Below are 17,950 nucleotides of genomic sequence, written 5' to 3'. Positions count from 1 at the left end.
TGCCGGAGTGGCCCGAAACGAAACTCCCCCTCGGATTGCGGACGATCCGAGGGGGAGTTCCCTATCTCTGCTTGTTGCTCAGCCGTATTGACGAACCAGCCGAACTGGCGAACCAGCCGAACTAGTGGCTGTGCCCGTGACCGCCGTGGCTGTGGCCATGCTCCTCGGGCGCTGACTCGGCCGGCTTCTCGACGATGGCCGACTCGGTGGACAGCACCAGCGACGCGACCGAGGCGGCGTTGGCCAGCGCGGCCTTCGTCACCTTGACCGGGTCGACGACACCGGCGTCGAGCAGGTTCTCGTAGTTGCCGGTCGCGGCGTTGAGGCCCGCGTTGGTGCCGAGCGTCTTGGCCGCCTCACGCACCTTGCTGACCACCACGTAGCCCTCGAGACCGGCATTGTTGGCGATCCAGCGCAGCGGCTCGACGAGCGCCTCGCGGACGATGCTCACGCCGGTGGCCTCGTCGCCCTCGAGCGACAGACCGTCCAGCGCGGACGAGGCGTGCACGAGTGCGGCCCCACCCCCGGCGATGATGCCCTGCTCCACCGCGGCGCGGGTCGCGGCGATCGCGTCCTCGATGCGGTGCTTCTTCTCTTTGAGCTCGACCTCGGTGGCCGCGCCGACCTTGATGACGCCGACACCGCCGGCCAGCTTCGCGAGCCGCTCCTGCAGCTTCTCGCGGTCCCAGTCGGAGTCGGTCGTGTCGATCTCGGCCTTGATCTGGACGATCCGGCCCTCGATCTCGTCCTGCTTGCCACCACCGTGGGTGATGGTCGTCAGGTCCTTGGTGACCACGATGCGCCCCGCGGTCCCGAGGTCCTCGATCCCGATCTGGTCGAGCTTGAGGCCCACCTCGGGCGAGATGACCTGGGCGCCGGTGACGATGGCGAGGTCCTGCAGGAACGCCTTGCGGCGGTCACCGAAGAACGGCGCCTTGACGGCGACGACCGAGAAGGTCTTGCGGATGGCGTTGACGACCAGGGTCGACAGCGCCTCGCCGTCGACGTCCTCAGCGAGGATGACCAGCGGCTTGGACGCCTGGATGACCTTCTCGAGGATCGGCAGCAGGTCCGCGATGGACGAGATCTTCTGGGTGGTGATCAGCAGGTACGGGTCGTCGAAGGATGCCAGCTGCGACTCGGGGTCGGTCACGAAGTAGGGCGAGATATAGCCCTTGTCGAACTGCATGCCCTCGGTGAACTCGAGCTCGGTGGCGAGGGTGTTCGACTCCTCGACGGTGATGACACCGTCCTTGCCGACCTTCGTCATCGCCTCTCCGATCAGGGCGCCGATCTGGGCGTCCTGCGCGGAGATGGTGCCGACGTGCGCGATGCCCTGCTCGCCCTCGACCGGGGTCGCGGCGGCATCCAGCGCGTCGCACACGGCCTGGACGGCGGCGTCGATACCGCGCTTGACGCCGCCGGGGTTCGCGCCCGCGGCGATGTTGCGCATACCACTCTTGACCAGCGCCTGCGCCAGCACGGTGGCCGTGGTGGTGCCGTCACCGGCGACGTCGTTGGTCTTCGTCGCGACGGACTTGACCAGCTGGGCCCCGAGGTTCTCGAACGGGTCGGTCAGCTCGATCTCACGGGCGATGGTGACACCGTCGTTGGTGATCAGCGGTGCGCCGAAGGACTTGTCGAGCACCACGTTGCGGCCCTTCGGGCCCAAGGTGACCTTGACAGTGTCAGCAAGCTTGTCGACGCCACGCTCGAGCGCGCGCCGGGCGTCCTCGTTGAAGCTGAGGAGTTTCGCCATGGATGGTTCCTTTCTGATTGCTAGCCGCAGTGGACCGGCACGGGCTCGATCGCCGGAGCGGTCGGGAACCCGTGCAGATCCCGGAACCGAGAACGCCCCGGGGCGCAGTGCGCTCCGGGGCCTTCTCGAAGTAAGCCTTCGTTCTGGCGGAAGTCGTCGCCCGAATTACTTGACGATGACCGCGAGGACGTCGCGCGCCGAAAGAACCAGGTACTCCTGGCCGGCGTACTTGACCTCGGTGCCGCCGTACTTGGAGTACAGAACGACGTCGCCCTCGGACACGTCGACGGGGACGCGGTTGCCCTTGTCGTCGATCCGGCCCGGGCCGACGGCGAGGACGGTGCCCTCTTGCGGCTTCTCTTTGGCGGTGTCAGGGATGACGATGCCGGACGCGGTGGTGGTCTCGGCTTCCAGCGCCTGGACCACGATGCGGTCCTCAAGCGGCTTGATGTTGACCTTGGTGGCGGTCACGAGCAGCTCCCCTCCTTGGGGTCGATCTGGATCATGCGGAATGGAAATGTCTGGCGATCCGGCGCTGGCTGCCGTCGCGGGGGTCAGCCTTGCCTTGACTAGCACTCTAGCTCCGAGAGTGCCAACGCTCAACACCGGGCGGGTGCCAACTCGGCCGGAGGCGTGCGGCCAGGAGCTCGTGCGCGGCGTGGGCGACACTGGGGGCGTGCTTCCGGACTTCCTGTCGACCGCCGCCGGACGGGGCGAGCTGTGGCGGGCGATCGAGCTGGCGGAGTCCCTGGGCGAGCTGGACCCGATTCGGCGGGCTGCGGCACTGCGGCGCTCGCTCGATCCGGGGCTCGCCACGGTCGCGCTCGCCCAGGCGGCACTCCGCGCCCGGGCCCGGGCGAAGTTCGGCGCGCTGGCCGGCTCACTGCTGTTCACCCCGGACGGCTTGGAGCAGGCCACCCGGGTCGAGATCGCCGACCACCGCGCCGCCCGGTACGCCGGCGCCGGGCTGAGTTCCGTGCTCGACCTGTGCTGCGGGATCGGCGCGGACGTGCTGGCCTTCCAGCGAGCCGGGCTCGCCGTTACCGGCGTGGAGCGTGACCCGGGCACGGCCGCGATCGCCGCCGCGAACGCCGACGCGCCGATCGTGACCAGCAACGCCGAGGACGCGGACTGGCGGGCGGCCGAATCGGTGTTCCTCGATCCGGCTCGGCGCACCGACCGCGGCCGGACCTTCGACCCCAGGGCGTACTCGCCCAGCTTCGACTTCGTCCTGGACGTCCTCACCAGCGGCGGATACGCGGCCGCCAAGCTCGCCCCGGGCCTCGATCACCGCCTGATCCCGGCCGGGGCCGAGGCCGAGTGGGTGTCCTTCGCCGGCGGCGTGAAAGAGGCGGTGCTGTGGTCAGCCGCCTTCAGAGCGGCGACCGCACGGGACGTCTCTTACCGGGCAACGGTCTTGCCCTCGGGCGAGCACCTGACCGACGCGGACCCGTCCTCGCCCGCGATCGGGCCGGTCGGTGCGTACCTGTACGAGCCGGACGGCGCCGTCATCCGGGCCGGTCTGGTGCAGCAGGTTTCCGCGTTGCTGCCCGGCGGCCGGCGGATCGACGAGCACCTGGCCTACCTGAGCGCCGACGCTCCCGTGAGCACAGCCTTGGCCCGGGGTTACCGGGTGCTCGACGTCCTGCCGTACTCGGTAAAGCCGCTGCGCGCGGAGTTGAGGCGCCGCCAGGTGGGCATCGTCGAGATCAAGAAGCGCGGGGTGGACATCGACCCGGCCGGCCTGCGGCGGGAGCTGAAACCACAGGGACCCAACTCGATCACGGTGCTGCTGGCCCGGGTGGGCGAAAGCCGGCTGGCCGTGCTGGCCGAGCCTGTACAGGGCTGAAGCTCAGTCCGATCCCAGTGGACTGCCCACGACGGGGTGGACCGTGACGGCACAGGCCCCGAGCGAGACCGGAACGGGGGGCAGCACCGTTCCGTTCGGCAGTGACACGGCCAGGTGATCGGTCGAGGCGCACTGCGAGCTGCCCGTCCACTCGCCGAGTTCCACGATCGCGGCGGCGGTGCTGCCCGGCGCCAGCACCACAATGGGCGGTACCACCCCGTTCCGGACGCCACCGCCGACCCCGCTGAGCATGGTGTCGGTCGGCGGGCCGACGGCTCGGGAGCCCACCAACGACCGAACCGCCGGATAGCCCTCCATGGCGCACGCCAGATAGCTGCGGTTGGTGAACTGCAGCAGTGCATGGGCCGACACGACGGTGCCCGACGTCGTCCGAATCTCGGCACTGGTGCTGCCTGTCGTGGTCAGGTCCTTGCCGGTGCAGGCCCGGGCGATCAGCTTGGAGGTGACCCGGTACCCCGGACCACTGTTGAGGGTGTAGGTGCGCTGGACAACATCACCCATGTCGACACCGGAGACGTTCGCGCTCCGGATGAGCACCGCGCCGCCCTCGATGGTGATGAAGTCGACATGCTGGTTCAGTCCGAGCGGCAGCAGTGTCTGCACGTAGGCCAGGAATGATCCGGTGCGCCTGAACTCCTGCACCTCACTGGCCAGGCGCTGGCCGCTGGGGCCGGTACACCGGAACTCATAGAACCGCAGGCCGTTGCTTCCCGGGGTCGCCGGATCCGCCGCCCACGCTCCGATGCCGCGCCTGCCACCGCCGATCGAGGAGCAGTTCAGGTCCTTCGGGAACGGCGGCGTCGGCCCAGCCGGCGGAGCCGGGCTGCCCTGCTCCGCCCCGTCACTCGGCAACTCCGTCCCGCGTGCTTGTGCCTTGGGGTCCATCGCCGCGCCGGTCCGGGTGCCTTCGCCAGCTGAGTTGCTTCCGGCAGCGTTTTTCCCGGCAGAGTTCTTCCCGGCAGAGTTCTTCTCGGCAGAGCCGACGGCGTTACTGCTCGTCGCCGAGCCGGACTGGCCCGACTGCCCGAGCCGGGCCAGCGCGCCGACGCCGATCACCAGCAGCGCGACGGTGACCGCAGCAACCAGGAATCCGGACGGCGGCCAGCGCAACCAGCTAGGCCGGCCGGCGCGAACACGCGCGGCAGGCCGGTCGCCTGCCCCGGTCCGGTGGCCTAGCCCAGGCCGGTCGCCTAGCCCAGGCCGGTCGCTTAGCCGAGGCTGGTGGCTCGCCCCGGCGCCGACCGTGTCGGCAAGGACCCGCCGCATCGTCTCGGTCGGCTCCGGGGCGTCGAGGGACCGCGCGAGCAGCACCGAACGCAGCTCGTCGGGCAGCGTCTTCTTGCTCATGTCACGTTCCTCAGATAATGCGAGCCGGTCGCGTCGTCGGCGAAGCTGCCGGTGCCGCGCAGGGCGGCCAGCGCCCGGCTGATCAGGCTGCGCACCGTTCCCACCCGGCAGTCCAGAACCCCGGCCACCTCGTCGTCGGGCAGGTCGTGAAAGAACCGCAGCACGATCGCGGCCCGCTGGCGCTCGGACAGGGCGCCCAACTCACGCCACATCGCCATCCGCTCGTCCACCTCGGCCGCCTCGTCCCGATGGCCCGGCTGCTCGGCATAGAGGGCGAACGACTCGTCGAAACGCACCTCCGTCGAGGACATCCGGCGCTGCCCCGCCAGAAACCGGTTGACCACCGCCTTGCGGACGTAGGCCAGCTGGTACCGCGCGGCCTCGACCTGCGCCCAGCGCGGATAGAGCCAGACCAGGGTGTCCTGCACGACCTCTTCGGCCTCGACGGCATTGCGGGTGAGCAGGTACGCGGTGCGCAGCAGGGCATCGGTGTGCTCGCCGACGAACGCGCTGAAGCGCTCGTCCGAGCTCCCCTCGATGCCGGTCACAGCTACTAGACGTCGCGGGTCGACTCAAACATTGCGCGCGGACTCGAAGTCCCAGGCATGCGCCGGCCGGGCGACCAGCTCCCCCGGCACGTCCGCCAACTGGTGCGCGGCCGAACCGGTCGGGTCGATCACCACCAGCCGGGGCTCACCGCCGGCGCTGCGGTACACCTGAGCCGTCTCGTCGACCCGTGTCAGCACCCAGTTCCGCAACTCGTCGAGCCGGCCCGGGGCGGCGCGGACCTCCCACATGGTCACCGGCATCAGACCAGCACCTCGGCGATCGGCATGGCGGAGTCGGCGGGGATGTCGAGCTCGGACGGGGTGGCGCCGGCGGCGACAAGCTGGGCCCCCAGCGCCGCCACCATGGCCCCGTTGTCGGTACAGAGCCCCGGCCGGGGAACCCGCAGCCGGATGCCGGCCTGCTGGCAGCGCTGTAGGGCGAGTTCGCGCAGCCGGGAGTTCGCGGCCACCCCGCCGCCGAGCAGCAGGTAGTCGATGCCGGCCTCCCTCGCCGCCCGGATCGCCTTGCTCGTCAGGACGTCGACGACCGCCTCCTGGAACGAGGCCGCGACATCGGCGACCGGAACCGGCTCGCCGGCCCGCTCCCGAGCCTCCACCCAGCGGGCGACGGCCGTCTTCAGGCCCGAGAACGAGAAGGCGAACGCCGGGTCGCGGGAACCGGTCAGGCCCCGGGGGAACGCGATGGCCGCCGGGTCGCCCTCGCGAGCGGCCCGGTCGATCAGCGGCCCACCGGGAAAGCCCAAGCCCAGCAGCCGGGCAACCTTGTCGAACGCTTCGCCGGCCGCGTCGTCCAGTGTCGCCCCGAGCTCGGTCAGCTCCAGGCCGCCGACCCGGGGGACGCGCAGGATCGAGGAGTGCCCGCCCGAGACGAGCAGCGCGATACACGCCTCGTCCAGCGGACCGTGCTCGAGCAGGTCCACTGCGACATGGGCGGACAGGTGGTTCACCCCGTACAGCGGCTTGCCGAGCGCCAGCGAGTACGCCTTGGCCGCCGCGACGCCGACCAGCAGCGCTCCGGCCAGGCCCGGCCCGGCGGTCACCGCGATGGCGTCGACATCGGTCAGCGCGATTCCGGCGTCGGCGCACGCCCGGTGCACCGTCGGCACCATCGCCTGCAGGTGCGCGCGGCTGGCCACCTCCGGCACCACGCCACCGAAGCGGGCGTGCTCCTCGACGCTGGAGGCCACCGCGTCGGCCAGCAGTTCGGTGCCCCGCACGATGCCGACGCCGGTCTCGTCACAGGACGTCTCGATGCCGAGCACCAGGGGCTGGTCGCTAGATCGCATAGCGCATCGTCACCGCATCCACCCGGCCCCGGTCGTAGTAGCCCCGGCGGCGTCCCAGGTTCGCAAAGCCCTCAGCTTCGTACAGCTTGCGGGCGGCCAGGTTGTCCTCACGGACCTCCAGCAGCACCTCGGACGCGCCGCGCCGACGAGCCTCGGTGATCAGCGCCCGTACCAGCACCCGTCCCAGACCGTGTCGCCGGGCGGCGGGCAGCACGCCGACGGTCAGGATCTGCGCCGTCTCGCCGATGGTCATCAGCCCGCCGCTGCCGAGCAGCACGCCGTCGGCGTTCTCGGCGACCAGGTAATAGCGCAGCTCGGTGTCAGCCAGCTCATCGAGGTAACTCTCCCGTGACCATGCCTCGCTGCCGAACATTGCCTGCTCGTGGGCCAGCAGGACATCGAGGTCGGCGGCGCGCATCGGGCGCAGCCTCGGAAGCGGAAGCTGAGCGGAATTGGGTGCTGTCACGCGGTCACCTGCCTGCGCTCACCCGGCGCGACCGCGTCGGGGCGCCGCAGGTACAGCGGGGTCAGCGGCTCCCCCGGTGCCCGGTTCAGCACCCGCTCGGCGGCCACCGCGGCGAGCCCCGCCACCGGTGGGTAGTCCTCCTCCAGCAGGGGCAGGCCCAGGACGTCGGAGTAGAGCCGGGCACCGGCGCCGGCCATCGCGGCCGCTTCCGTGCTGAGCTCGGCGGGCTTGGTCACCTCGGGTCCGGCGGTTCGTATCCCGTGCCGGTAGCGCGCCCAGTACACCTCTTTGCGGCGGGCGTCACCGGCCACGAGCAGGTCCGCGCAGTCCGCGTGGACGGCCGCGATCGCGTCGAGCGAGCACGCCCCGTACGTCGGCAGCCCCGTCGCGTCCCCGATGGCCGCCGCGGTGACCAGGCCGACGCGCAGGCCGGTGAACGGCCCCGGACCGGTGCCGGCGACGACGGCGGCCAGGTCTGGAAACCGCACGCCCGCCTCGGCCAGACTGGCCTGGATGGACGGGGCCAGCCGCTCCCCGTGTGCCCGGGCATCGATGATGACCTGCTGTGCCAGCACCCTCGGAGCAACCCCGGACGCGACCTCGGCGACGCCCGCGGTCACCGCGGCCGACGACGTGTCGATCACCAGAGCCAGCACGCGCGCCAGCCTAATCGCAGCTACAGCCGCGTCAGGCGCGTGGCCCAGTCCCCGCCGACCGGCACCAGGTCGACCTCGCGCACCTCGGAGTCCGGCAGCCGGCTGAGCTTGACCTCCAGCCGAGCGTCGGCGAGTTGCTCCACCAGTCCCGCGCCCCACTCCACCACGGTCACCGAGTCAGCCACGGCCACGTCGAGGTCCATATCGTCCACCTCGTCCAGCGAGCCCAGCCGGTAGGCGTCCACGTGCACCAGCGGTATCCGCCCGCCGGGATGAACCCGCGCGATCACGAACGTCGGCGAGACCACCCGGCCGCGCACAGCCAGCCCCGCGCCGATGCCCTGGGTCAGCGCGGTCTTGCCCGCGCCCAGCGGACCGGTCAGCACCAGCAGGTCACCCGGACGCAGCAGCTCCGCCAGCCGTCGCCCGAACTCGTGCGTCTCGTCCGGGGTCCGCAGCAGGACCATCAGCGAGTCCGTGCCGAACCGACCGGAGAGGCGGCGCCGTCCAGTGCGGAGTGGACGACGGCGATCAGCGGCTTGTTCACCAGGTCCGGGTGCTCCAGCACCAGCAGGTGCCCGGAGTCGGCGGCCACGACGAGGGTGGCCCCGGGCAGCGCCCGGGCAATCTGCTCGGAGTGCGACAGCGGGGTCAGGGCGTCGTGGTCCGAGCCGATGACCAGCACCGGGCAGTGCCGCAGGTTGCGCAGCCCCAGCTGGCCGTCGTGGGCCATCAGGGTGGGATAGAAGTCGGCGACGACGGTGACCGGCGTGGCCGCGATCAGGTTGGTGCTGTAGGCCACCACGGCGGGGTCCACATCGGGCGAGGCGAAGCTCAGCCGCTTGGTCATCAGCCAAGCCAGGTCCTTGCCGAGCTCCCGGCCGCGCTCCACCAGCGCGGCGCTCTTGGCCGCGCGCCGGAGCACCACCGGCAGCACCGGCCCACGCAGCCGCGCGAGCGCGTTGGGCAGCCCCAGGGTGATCGTCTTCAGCTCACCGGACGAGGTGTTGATCAGCACCACGGACCGGACGCGAGCCGGATCGCCAGTAGGGCCGATGTCGTCGCTGGTGCGGGTAGTGCCGCTGAACAGCTCGGGATGCTGGTCGGCCAACGCCATCACGGTCATGCCACCCATGGAATGGCCCACCAGCACCACCGGCCCGGTCGGCACCCGCTGGTCCAGCACGCTGTACAGGTCACGGCCGGTCTGCTCGAGAGTGCATCCGGCGGACGACGAGTGCGCGGACCGGCCGTGTGAGCGCTGGTCGTAGAACACCATGCGGACGCGGTCGCCGAACTCCTCCCGCAGCGCCAGTCGCTGGAAGTGGAACGTGCCCAGGCTCAGCGCGAAGCCGTGCACGAACACCACCGTCAGTCCCGCGTCGAGGGGCCCGACCTCTTCGTAGTGCAGGTCGACGCCGTCCTCGGTGTGCACGATCCCCTGGCGGTCGATCGGCAGCGCACCGAAGTCGGCCGCGGACTTCGGGGTGACCTGCGCCCGGTCCCGGTCGACCGAGCGGCGCTGCTGCGCCAGTCCCGCGGCAGCGACGGCGGTGAGCAGGCCGATCGATCCGCCGACCAGGGCCTCGACCTTGTGGACGCGCATCAGGACGATCCCGCCGCTGGGCCGGCCAACGCCGAATCGGCCGTCCGGGACGGGTCAGCGGGAACGTACGTACGGGGTACCCGGGCGCCGATGCGGGTGATGATCTCGTAGTGGATGGTGTCCAGGACGTCGGCCCAGTCTTGCGCGGTCGGCTCCCCGCCGGTTCCCGGACCGAACAGCACCACGGTGTCGCCCTCGCTGGCCCGGGCGTCCCCGAGATCAACCACGAACTGGTCCATGCAGACCCGGCCACTGACCGTGTAGCGCCGTCCGTTGATGGCCACCGGTCCCACGTTCGTCGCCGCGCGCGGCACTCCGTCGGCGTAGCCCAGCGGCACCAGCGCCAGGGTGCTGGCGGCCGCGGTCCGGTACTGGTGGCCGTAGCTGACGCCCTGGTCCGGGCCGACGCGCTTGACGTTGGCGAGGGTGCTGCGCAGGGTCATCGCCGGCACCAGTCCGAAGTCGCCCTGGGACGGCACCGGCGACAGCCCGTACACCGCGACCCCCGGCCGCACCAGGTCGAAGTGCGCCGCCGGCAGGGTCACGGTCCCCGCGGAGTTGGCCAGATGCCGGACCTCGGGGACCACGCCGAGCCGCCGGGCCACGTCCACGGCCTCGGTGAAGCGCTCCACCTGGCTGGCGGTCGTCGGATGCCCCGGCGAGTCGGCGTACACGAAGTGGCTCCAGATCCCGGTGGTCTCGACGACTCCGGTAGCGGCGGCCTTGGCGGTGGCGGTCACGAGCCCCGGCCACTCCTGCGCGGTCACCCCGTTGCGGGCCAGGCCGGTGTCGATCTTCAGGTGCACCCGGGCAGCGCGGCCGAGTTCCGCGGCGGTGGCCACCACCAGGTCCAACTGCTGTTGGGAGGACACCGAGATATCGACGTCGGACGCCAGCGCCGCACGCAGGGCGGCGGTCTCCACCGGTGTCCAGAGCCAGGCGAGCACCCGCTCGGTGACACCGGCCCGGCGCAGTGCGACCGCCTCATCCAGCATCGCCACCCCCAACCAGGTCGCGCCACCGGCCAGCGCGGCCCGTGCGGAGGGCACCAGGCCGTGGCCGTAACCGTCCGCCTTGACCACGGCCATCAGCTCTGCCGGGGTGCGGCCCTTGAGGGTCGCGACGTTGGCGGTGATGGCGGCAAGGTCGATGACGGCCTCTGAACGGAGCATGCCGCCAGTCTCTCAAACGTCACGCCGGACGAGGCGCAGGCTGCTCAGCCGGACGGCCCTCAGGCTGCTCAGCCGGACGGCCCTCAGGCGGCTCAGCGGCGCGGGGCGCAAGTGGCTGGGGACGTTCGGGCGGCTCAGGTGGTCAGCGCGGCGAGCTCCGCGCGTAGGGCAGGCAGCAGGTCACTGGCCACCACCGGTCCGTCCTGCGCGGCGCGTGCCCCAGCGGCCCCGTGCAGGTACGCGGCCGTCGCGGCTGCCAGTCCCGGTTGGATGCCTGCGGCCAGCAGCGAACCGGTCAGCCCCGCGAGCACGTCGCCGGAGCCGGCCGTCGCCAGGGCGGCGGTTCCGGTCGGGTTGAGGTAGCAGTGGCCGTCCGGCTCGGCGACGACGGTGGCATAGCCCTTGAGCAGCACCACCGCTCCGGACTCGGCAGCGGCCCGGCGCGCGGCGGCGATCCGGTCGGTGCCGACCGGGCCGAACAGGCGCTCGAACTCGCGATCGTGCGGGGTCAGCACGGTGGCTGCGCCCCGGTCGCTGAGCAACTGCCGGCGCTCCACCAGCAGGTTCAGCCCGTCCGCGTCGACCACGGCGGGGACGTCCGAGCCGAGCACGCCCCGCAGGGACTTCACCGCGTCGGACGTGCTGCCCAGCCCGGGACCGACCACCCAGGCCTGCACCCGGCCGGCCTCGGCCACCGTCTCGGTCACCAGTACCTCGGGCCACCGCCGGACCACCTCGTGCGCGGCGTGCCCGGCGTAGCGGACCGCCCCTACCCCGCCGAGCCGGGCGGACCCCACGCACAGCTGCGCGGCACCGGGATAGGCCTGCGAACCGGCCGCGACTCCGACTACGCCGCGGGTGTACTTGTCGTCGTCCGGCCCCGGTTCCAGCAGGGCGGCGGCAATCTCGTCCTCGTCCAGGCGCCGGATCATCGGCTGGGCCAGCTCAGTGAGCCCGGCCAGCTCGGCGTGAAGACCCAGGTCCACCACGAGCAGCCGGCCGGCGTGCAGCCGCCCGGCCCCCACCAGCAGGCCGGGCTTGAGCGCGCCCATGCACACCGTGACGTCGGCCCGCACCGCCGGGCCGGCGACCGCGCCGGTGTCCGGATCGACTCCGGACGGAAGGTCGATCGCCAGTACCGGCGCCGGTGAATCCGAGGCGTGCCGTACCAGCGGCACGAGCGCGCCCCGTAGCGGCCCGCTCGCGCCGATGCCCAGCAGCCCGTCGACGATCAGGTCCGCGTCGCCCGCCCGCTCCAGGGGAATGAGCCGGCCACCGGCCCGGCGCAGCGCGGCCAGCGCCGCCCCGTCGACGCGGGCAGGATCAGCCGCGACCGCCTGCACCGCGATCCCCCGCCGGGCCAGCTGGGCCCCGGCGTACAGCGCGTCCGCGCCGTTGTCGCCCGAGCCGACGAGCAGCAGCACCCGCGCGCCGTAACCGAAGCCGAGCATCGCCCGCGCCTGGACGGCTATCGCACGTGCCGCCCGGGCCATCAGCGAGCCCTCGGGCAGGCCGGCCCGTACCCGGTCCTCGGCCGCCCGGATCTCGGCCACCGGCCACACCCCTGCCATGCCGGTCAGCCCTCCGCGATGACGACGGCGGAGGCGATCCCGCCGTCATGTGACAGTGAGACGTGCCAGTTCCGGACGCCCTGCTTGTCCGCTTGGGCCGCGACGGTTCCCTGCACGCTCAGGCTCGGCCGGCCGTGGGCGTCGACCACGATCTCGGCGTCGTGCCAGGCCATCCCACCGGGTGAGCCGAGCGCCTTGGCCGCGGCCTCCTTCGCGGCGAACCGGGCCGCCAGCGACTCGGCGGAGCGGGGCAGTCCCGCCTCGGTGACCCGCTCGGCCGCCGTGAACAGCCTGGCGATGAGCTTGCCGGTGCGCTCCGAGGCAGCCTCGAACCGGGCGATCGGCACCACGTCGATGCCCACACCGATGATCACGCGGGTGCGGACATGCGCACCGGTGACGGCTCGCCGGGATGCGTCGTGGTCGGGGTGCCGGGCGAGCCGATGGCCCCCGGCGGGGCGTAGTCGGACAGGTGCCCGGGAAAGATCGACGCCGTCGGGTCCAGGTAGGCGAAGGCATTGTTGACGGCCGTGGCCACCTCACCGAAGCCGGTGGCGATCAGCCGTACCTTGCCCTCGTACTCGCAGATGTCACCGGCGGCATAGAGACCGGGCACTGAGGAGGCCATGGTCGTCGAGACGACGATGTGGCGTTTCTGCTCGATGTGCAGCCCCCACTCCAGAAGCGGGCCGAGATTGGCGATGAAGCCCAGCGCTGCCACCAGCCGATCACACGGCAGCGACTCGACCTCACCCGCGACGCTGACGTCGACACCGGTCACCGGGTCCCCGACCACCGCACGTATCTGGGCGTCGGTCACGATCCGTATCGAGGATGCCTGCATCACCTCGACCGAGTGCGGGTGCGCCCGGAAGGACGCCCGCCGGTGCACCACCGCGACCGACTTGGCGATGGGCTCGAGCAGCAGCGCCCAGTCCACCGCGGAGTCGCCACCGCCGACGATGACGACGTCCAGGCCGCGGTACTCCTGGGGATCGGGAACGAAGTGCACGACGCCATGGCCCAGCAACTCCTCGCCGGTGGGCAGCGGCCGTGGGGTGAAGGTGCCGATGCCGCCGGTGACGATCACGGCGCGGGCGTGCACCCGGGCACCGGCCGACGTGGTCACCACGAACCCGTCGCCGCGCTCCAGCCCGACGGCCTGCTGGCCGAGCAGATAGGCCGGCGAGAACGGCGCCGCCTGGGCGATCAGGTTCTCGACCAGCTCCCGGCCGCGGATGGCGGGAAAGCCGGCGACGTCGAAGATCGCCTTCTCGGGGTACATCGCGGTGATCTGGCCGCCCGGTTCGGGCAGCGAGTCGAGCACCGCCGTGGACAGGCCCCGGACGCCGGCGTAGTAGGCACCGAACAGCCCCACCGGCCCGGCGCCGACGATCAATACATCGACCGATGTCTGAACGGTGGTCTCGCTTCCGCTGGTTGCACTCACGCGGTGAACCTATTCGACGGTGACCGACTTGGCGAGGTTGCGGGGCTTGTCGACATCGAACCCGCGCGCCTGGGCGATCTCGGCGGCCAGCACCTGCATCGGGATGGTCGTGAGCAGCGGGGACAGCAGCGTCGGCACCACGGGCAGTTCGATCAGGTGCGCGGCGTGCTTGGCGGCCCGCTCGTCCCCGACCTCGGCGATAACGATGGTCCGAGCACCGCGGGCGGAGATCTCGGCGATGTTGGACAGCATCTTGGAGTGCAGCACCGGCCGCCCCCCCGGCGAGGGCATCACCACGACGACCGGCAGGCCAGGCTCGATCAGCGCGATCGGCCCGTGTTTGAGCTCGCCGGCCGGAAAGCCCTCGGCATGCATGTACGCCAGTTCCTTCAGCTTGAGCGCGCCCTCCAGAGCGACCGGGTAGCCGACGTGGCGGCCCAGGAACAGGATCGCCTTGGCATCGGCGATCTCGCGGGCCAGCGTCCGGACCTGATCCACAACCCCGAGCGCCTCGGTGATCAGGGCCGGCATGGCTTCCAGCATCTGGTACTCGGCGGCGATCTCGTCACCGAACTTGGTGCCCCGGGCCTGTGCCAGCGCCAGCGCGACGATCAGCACCGCCGCCACCTGGGCGGTGAAGGTCTTGGTCGCGGCGACCCCGATCTCGGGGCCGGCGTGGGTGTACAGAACGGCGTCGGACTCGCGCGGGATCTGGGCGCCGTTGGTGTTGCAGATGGCCAGCACGGTGGCCTTCTGGTCCTTGGCGTGCCGCACCGCCTCCAGGGTGTCGGCCGTCTCGCCGGACTGGCTGATGGCCACCACGAGCGTCTGCCGGTCCAGCACCGGGTCCCGGTAGCGGAACTCCGAGGCCATCTCGACCTCGACCGGGATGCGGGTCCAGTGCTCGATGGCGTGCTTGGCGATCAGCCCGGCGTGATAGGCCGTACCGCAGGCGACGACGAACACCTTGTCGATCTCACGCAGGATGGAGGCGTCCAGGCGCTGCTCGTCCAGAACGATCTGGCCGTCGAGGAAGTGCCCCATCAACGTCGCCTGGACGGCACTCGGCTGCTCGTCGATCTCTTTGAGCATGAAGTAGTCGTAGCCGCCCTTCTCGGCGGCGGTCAGGTCCCAGTCGATGGTGAAGCGGACGCCGTCCACCGGCGTGCCGTCGAAGTCGAGAATCCGATAGCCGTCGGCGGAGATCTCGACGATCTGGTCCTGGCCGAGCTCGACGGCCTGGTTCGTGTACTCGATGAACGCGGCCACGTCCGAGCCGAGGAAGTTCTCGCGGTTCCCGACACCGAGCACCAGCGGCGAGTTGCGGCGTGCGCCGACGACCGTGTCCGGGTGCTCGCGGTCGAGGACGACGAGGGTGAAGGCGCCCGCCAGCTTGCGGCAGACCAGCCGGACGGCTTCGGCAAGATCGGTGGCGCCCGCAGCCAGCTCGGCCGCCACCAGGTGCGCGACCGTCTCACTGTCGGTCTCGGACCGGAACTCGACGCCCGCGTTCTTCAGGGCGGTCCGCAGTTCGCTGAAGTTCTCGATGATCCCGTTGTGGACGACCGCGATCCGCTGCGCCTCGTCCAGGTGCGGGTGGGCGTTCTGGTCGTTCGGCGCGCCGTGCGTTGCCCAGCGGGTGTGCCCGATGCCGGTGCGGCCGGAGATGTCGCGAATCGCCAGTTCGGTATCGAGATTCTCGATACGGCCGGCCTTCTTGGCGACCTGCAGCTGGCCGCCGGCACTCACAACGGCCACTCCGGAGGAGTCGTAGCCGCGGTATTCCAGCCTGCGCAGGCCCTGCACCACGACGTCCAGGGCAGCCCGGGGTCCTACGTATCCAACGATGCCGCACATAGCCGTAGAGCCTACGTGAGCGGCGCCCCGCAGGCGGGTTAGCCGCTGGCCGCGGTACCTGTCGGGTTCGGCGTCCCCAGCTGCATGGACGCCGAACCGGCGGGTGCCGATTCGGTCGGTGCGGTGTCGGACGTCGAGGGGCTGGCTGAAGCCGAGGGTAGGTCCGACGGCGCTGACGACGGACTGTCGGACGCGGACGGAGACGCACTCGGCGTGGCGCTCGGAGTGTCGGACGGCGTGTTCGACGTGCCGGGCCGCGTGCTGGACGTGCCGGTGCTGGACGGTGAGGCAGGTGCGCTGGGCTGCTTGGCCTTGCTGGTGTGGCCGCCGACGAGGCTGACGCCGGAGCCCTGCTTGTCGGTCACCGTGGCCGAGACCGGCCGCCCGGACAGCAACTCGAAGCTGGTGATGAGACCCAGGGTGAGGACGAACAGCGCCGCGGCAGCGATGCCCAGTTGTTTGGGCTTGAGCGTGCGGAACCGCCGCCAGGACCGTGCCACGGAACCGTTCCCGGCAGGAACGGCCGCGGACTCGGTACCCGCTGCCTGTTCAGCGTCAGCGGCCGTTGCCCCGCCCTTGACGTCGAAGCGCTTGGCGACGGCCAGGTCCAGCGTGCTGCGCACCCGCTCCTGCGTGCGCTTGAGGGAGTAGGAGTAGACGGCGCTGCCGATGACGCTGACGAGGCTGCCCAGGGCCGCCCCGATGACGGTTCCGGCGACGCCGAACACCGAGGCCGCCACCGACGAGCTGACCGCGGCGAGCACGCTGGCCACAAGTTGGGTGACCGACAGCGACAGTCCCTCGGACTGCTTGCTTCCGATCTCCTCAGTCTCTGCCATCAGCCTTCTGTCATCAGTTTCTGTCATCACGTTCTGTCATCACGTCGTCCAACGGGGTCGCGCGGGAGCCCGTTCGGGCACGGCTGAGTGTCGATACCCAAATCCGATACCTATCCGAACCTAACGAGAGGGGTACGGCACAGGTGAACAACCAGCAGCTAGGCCGAGCGCACCACATCGGCGACCCGGTGCGCGATGGCATCGGCCCGATCCTGGGTGGCCGCCTCGACCATGACCCGGATCAGCTGCTCGGTTCCGGACGGACGCAGCAGGATCCGCCCCTCGTCGCCCAGTTCGGCGCTCGCCTCCGCCACGGCCCGCTGGACGGCGGCAGAGGAAGAGACCGACGCGCGGTCGGCGACCCGGACATTCACCATCACCTGCGGCAAGCGCTGGACGACAGTGGCGAGCTCGGCGAGCGAGCGTCCCTCCGCGGCCATGCACCCCATCAACCGTAGTGCGGTCAGCAGGCCGTCGCCGGTGGTGGCCGCGTCGGTGAAGATCACATGGCCCGACTGCTCGCCGCCGAGGCTGAGCCCCTTGCCGGTGAGCGCCTCGAGCACGTACCGGTCACCGACCGCGGTGGTCAGCACGTCGATGCCGGCGTCGCGCATCGCGTGGTGGAAGCCGAGGTTGCTCATGACGGTCGCGACCACGGTGTCCTCGGCGAGCAGCGACTGCTCCTTGAGGGCCTTGGCGCAGATCGCCAGGATCTGGTCGCCGTCGACCACCGCACCGGTCGCATCGACGGCCAGGCACCGGTCGGCGTCGCCGTCCAGGGCGACCCCCAGGTCGGCGGAGTGGCTGAGAACCGCCGTGGCCAGCGCGTGGATATGCGTGGACCCGACGCCGTCGTTGATATTGAGGCCATCCGGCTCACCGGCCACCACCACCACGTCGGCGCCAGCGCTGGCGAACAGGTCGCCCGCCACCGACGAGGCCGCGCCGTGAGCGCAGTCCACCACGACCTTGAGCCCGGCCAGCGACGCCGGCGCGGACTTGAGCAGGTGCGCGGCGTACTCGGCAGCACCGTCGCCCGACACCGTGATGCGTCCGACCGAGGCGCCGGTGGGCCGCGGACCGGTCCAACCGGAGTCGACCTCCGCCTCGATCTCGGCCTCGATGTCGTCGGGCAGCTTCTGGCCACCGCGCGCGAACAGCTTCACGCCGTTGTCCGGCATCGGGTTGTGACTGGCCGAGAGCACCACGCCGAGGTCAGCGCCGTACAGCTGGGTCAGGTACGCGACCGCGGGCGTCGGCAGCACGCCGACCAGCCGGACGTCGGCACCGGCCGAGGTGAGGCCTGCCGCGACTGCCGCCTCCAGCATCTCGCTGGAGGCACGCGGGTCCCGGCCGAGGACCGCGAAGGGACGGTGCGAGGCATCCGGGTCATGAGACGCCAACACCCGAGCGGCGGCACTGGCCACGGCCAGTGCCAGCTCGGGTGTCAGGTCGGTGTTCGCGCGACCGCGAACGCCATCCGTGCCGAAGTAACGGGACAC

17 protein-coding genes and 1 pseudogene are annotated in these 17,950 nt (G+C 71.2%); 1 reads left to right on the top strand and 17 read right to left on the bottom strand.

Annotation, left to right across the window (positions count from 1 at the left end; all coding sequences use genetic code 11):
* Positions 1-121 precede the first annotated feature (121 nt).
* Both groL and groES read right to left on the bottom strand, forming a co-directional pair.
* The gene (gene groL, locus RM423_RS02300) at positions 122-1,759 is read right to left on the bottom strand and encodes a chaperonin GroEL (RefSeq protein WP_311421371.1); all 1,638 of its coding nucleotides are present in this window, start codon (positions 1,757-1,759) and stop codon (positions 122-124) included.
* A gap of 165 nt (positions 1,760-1,924) precedes the next feature.
* The gene (gene groES, locus RM423_RS02295) at positions 1,925-2,236 is read right to left on the bottom strand and encodes a co-chaperone GroES (RefSeq protein ID WP_311421485.1); all 312 of its coding nucleotides are present in this window, start codon (positions 2,234-2,236) and stop codon (positions 1,925-1,927) included.
* Between the two features lie 181 nt (positions 2,237-2,417).
* Here groES and RM423_RS02290 point away from each other — a divergent pair, with 181 nt between their 5' ends.
* A complete protein-coding gene (locus RM423_RS02290) occupies positions 2,418-3,608 on the top strand; it encodes a class I SAM-dependent methyltransferase (protein ID WP_311421370.1) in 1,191 nt (396 codons plus the stop codon).
* A 3-nt stretch (positions 3,609-3,611) separates the two neighbouring features.
* Here the strand turns inward: RM423_RS02290 and RM423_RS02285 are convergent, their stop codons facing one another.
* The 15 genes and pseudogenes from RM423_RS02285 to glmM form a co-directional block, all read right to left on the bottom strand.
* Positions 3,612-4,976, bottom strand: a complete 1,365-nt coding sequence (locus RM423_RS02285; protein ID WP_311421369.1) for a DUF4232 domain-containing protein — start codon at positions 4,974-4,976, stop codon at positions 3,612-3,614.
* Positions 4,973-5,524, bottom strand: a complete 552-nt coding sequence (locus RM423_RS02280; protein WP_311421368.1) for a SigE family RNA polymerase sigma factor — start codon at positions 5,522-5,524, stop codon at positions 4,973-4,975. The genes RM423_RS02285 and RM423_RS02280 overlap by 4 nt, the downstream gene beginning before the upstream one ends.
* Before the next feature lie 24 nt (positions 5,525-5,548).
* Positions 5,549-5,785, bottom strand: coding sequence for a hypothetical protein (locus RM423_RS02275; RefSeq protein WP_311421367.1), 237 nt, complete (start codon positions 5,783-5,785; stop codon positions 5,549-5,551).
* The gene (tsaD, locus tag RM423_RS02270) at positions 5,785-6,831 is read right to left on the bottom strand and encodes a tRNA (adenosine(37)-N6)-threonylcarbamoyltransferase complex transferase subunit TsaD (RefSeq protein WP_311421366.1); all 1,047 of its coding nucleotides are present in this window, start codon (positions 6,829-6,831) and stop codon (positions 5,785-5,787) included. Before tsaD ends, RM423_RS02275 begins: the two co-directional genes overlap by 1 nt.
* Positions 6,821-7,297 carry a ribosomal protein S18-alanine N-acetyltransferase gene (gene rimI, locus RM423_RS02265; protein WP_311421365.1) on the bottom strand — a complete coding sequence of 159 codons (477 nt, stop codon included), beginning with the start codon at positions 7,295-7,297 and terminating at the stop codon, positions 6,821-6,823. The genes tsaD and rimI overlap by 11 nt, the downstream gene beginning before the upstream one ends.
* Positions 7,294-7,953, bottom strand: coding sequence for a tRNA (adenosine(37)-N6)-threonylcarbamoyltransferase complex dimerization subunit type 1 TsaB (gene tsaB, locus RM423_RS02260; RefSeq protein WP_311421364.1), 660 nt, complete (start codon positions 7,951-7,953; stop codon positions 7,294-7,296). The genes rimI and tsaB overlap by 4 nt, the downstream gene beginning before the upstream one ends.
* Positions 7,954-7,973: 20 nt before the next feature.
* Entirely contained in the window at positions 7,974-8,420 is a 447-nt protein-coding gene (tsaE, locus tag RM423_RS02255; RefSeq protein WP_311421363.1) for a tRNA (adenosine(37)-N6)-threonylcarbamoyltransferase complex ATPase subunit type 1 TsaE, read from the bottom strand.
* A complete protein-coding gene (locus tag RM423_RS02250; protein ID WP_311421362.1) occupies positions 8,420-9,559 on the bottom strand; it encodes an alpha/beta fold hydrolase in 1,140 nt (379 codons plus the stop codon). Before RM423_RS02250 ends, tsaE begins: the two co-directional genes overlap by 1 nt.
* Positions 9,559-10,731 carry an alanine racemase gene (gene alr, locus RM423_RS02245; RefSeq protein WP_311421361.1) on the bottom strand — a complete coding sequence of 391 codons (1,173 nt, stop codon included), beginning with the start codon at positions 10,729-10,731 and terminating at the stop codon, positions 9,559-9,561. The genes RM423_RS02250 and alr overlap by 1 nt, the downstream gene beginning before the upstream one ends.
* A 134-nt stretch (positions 10,732-10,865) precedes the next feature.
* Positions 10,866-12,302 carry an NAD(P)H-hydrate dehydratase gene (locus RM423_RS02240; protein ID WP_311421360.1) on the bottom strand — a complete coding sequence of 479 codons (1,437 nt, stop codon included), beginning with the start codon at positions 12,300-12,302 and terminating at the stop codon, positions 10,866-10,868.
* Positions 12,303-12,307: 5 nt separating this feature from the next.
* Positions 12,308-12,676, bottom strand: a complete 369-nt coding sequence (locus tag RM423_RS02235; protein ID WP_311421359.1) for a holo-ACP synthase — start codon at positions 12,674-12,676, stop codon at positions 12,308-12,310.
* 89 nt (positions 12,677-12,765) lie between these two features.
* A pseudogene (locus RM423_RS02230) lies at positions 12,766-13,752 on the bottom strand (NAD(P)/FAD-dependent oxidoreductase); the annotation flags it as partial.
* 9 nt (positions 13,753-13,761) lie between these two features.
* A complete protein-coding gene (gene glmS / locus RM423_RS02225) occupies positions 13,762-15,609 on the bottom strand; it encodes a glutamine--fructose-6-phosphate transaminase (isomerizing) (RefSeq protein WP_311421357.1) in 1,848 nt (615 codons plus the stop codon).
* Between the two features lie 38 nt (positions 15,610-15,647).
* Positions 15,648-16,448, bottom strand: coding sequence for a hypothetical protein (locus tag RM423_RS02220; protein WP_311421356.1), 801 nt, complete (start codon positions 16,446-16,448; stop codon positions 15,648-15,650).
* 158 nt (positions 16,449-16,606) lie between these two features.
* Positions 16,607-17,950 (bottom strand): phosphoglucosamine mutase, encoded by a 1,344-nt coding sequence (gene glmM, locus RM423_RS02215; RefSeq protein ID WP_311421355.1) that lies wholly within the window; start codon positions 17,948-17,950, stop codon positions 16,607-16,609.

Source organism: Jatrophihabitans lederbergiae, from assembly GCF_031845305.1.
Lineage (GTDB): Bacteria > Actinomycetota > Actinomycetes > Mycobacteriales > Jatrophihabitantaceae > Jatrophihabitans_A > Jatrophihabitans_A lederbergiae.
Note: the sequence above shows the minus strand (reverse complement) of the source record. Positions and strands in the feature narration are given on the sequence as shown.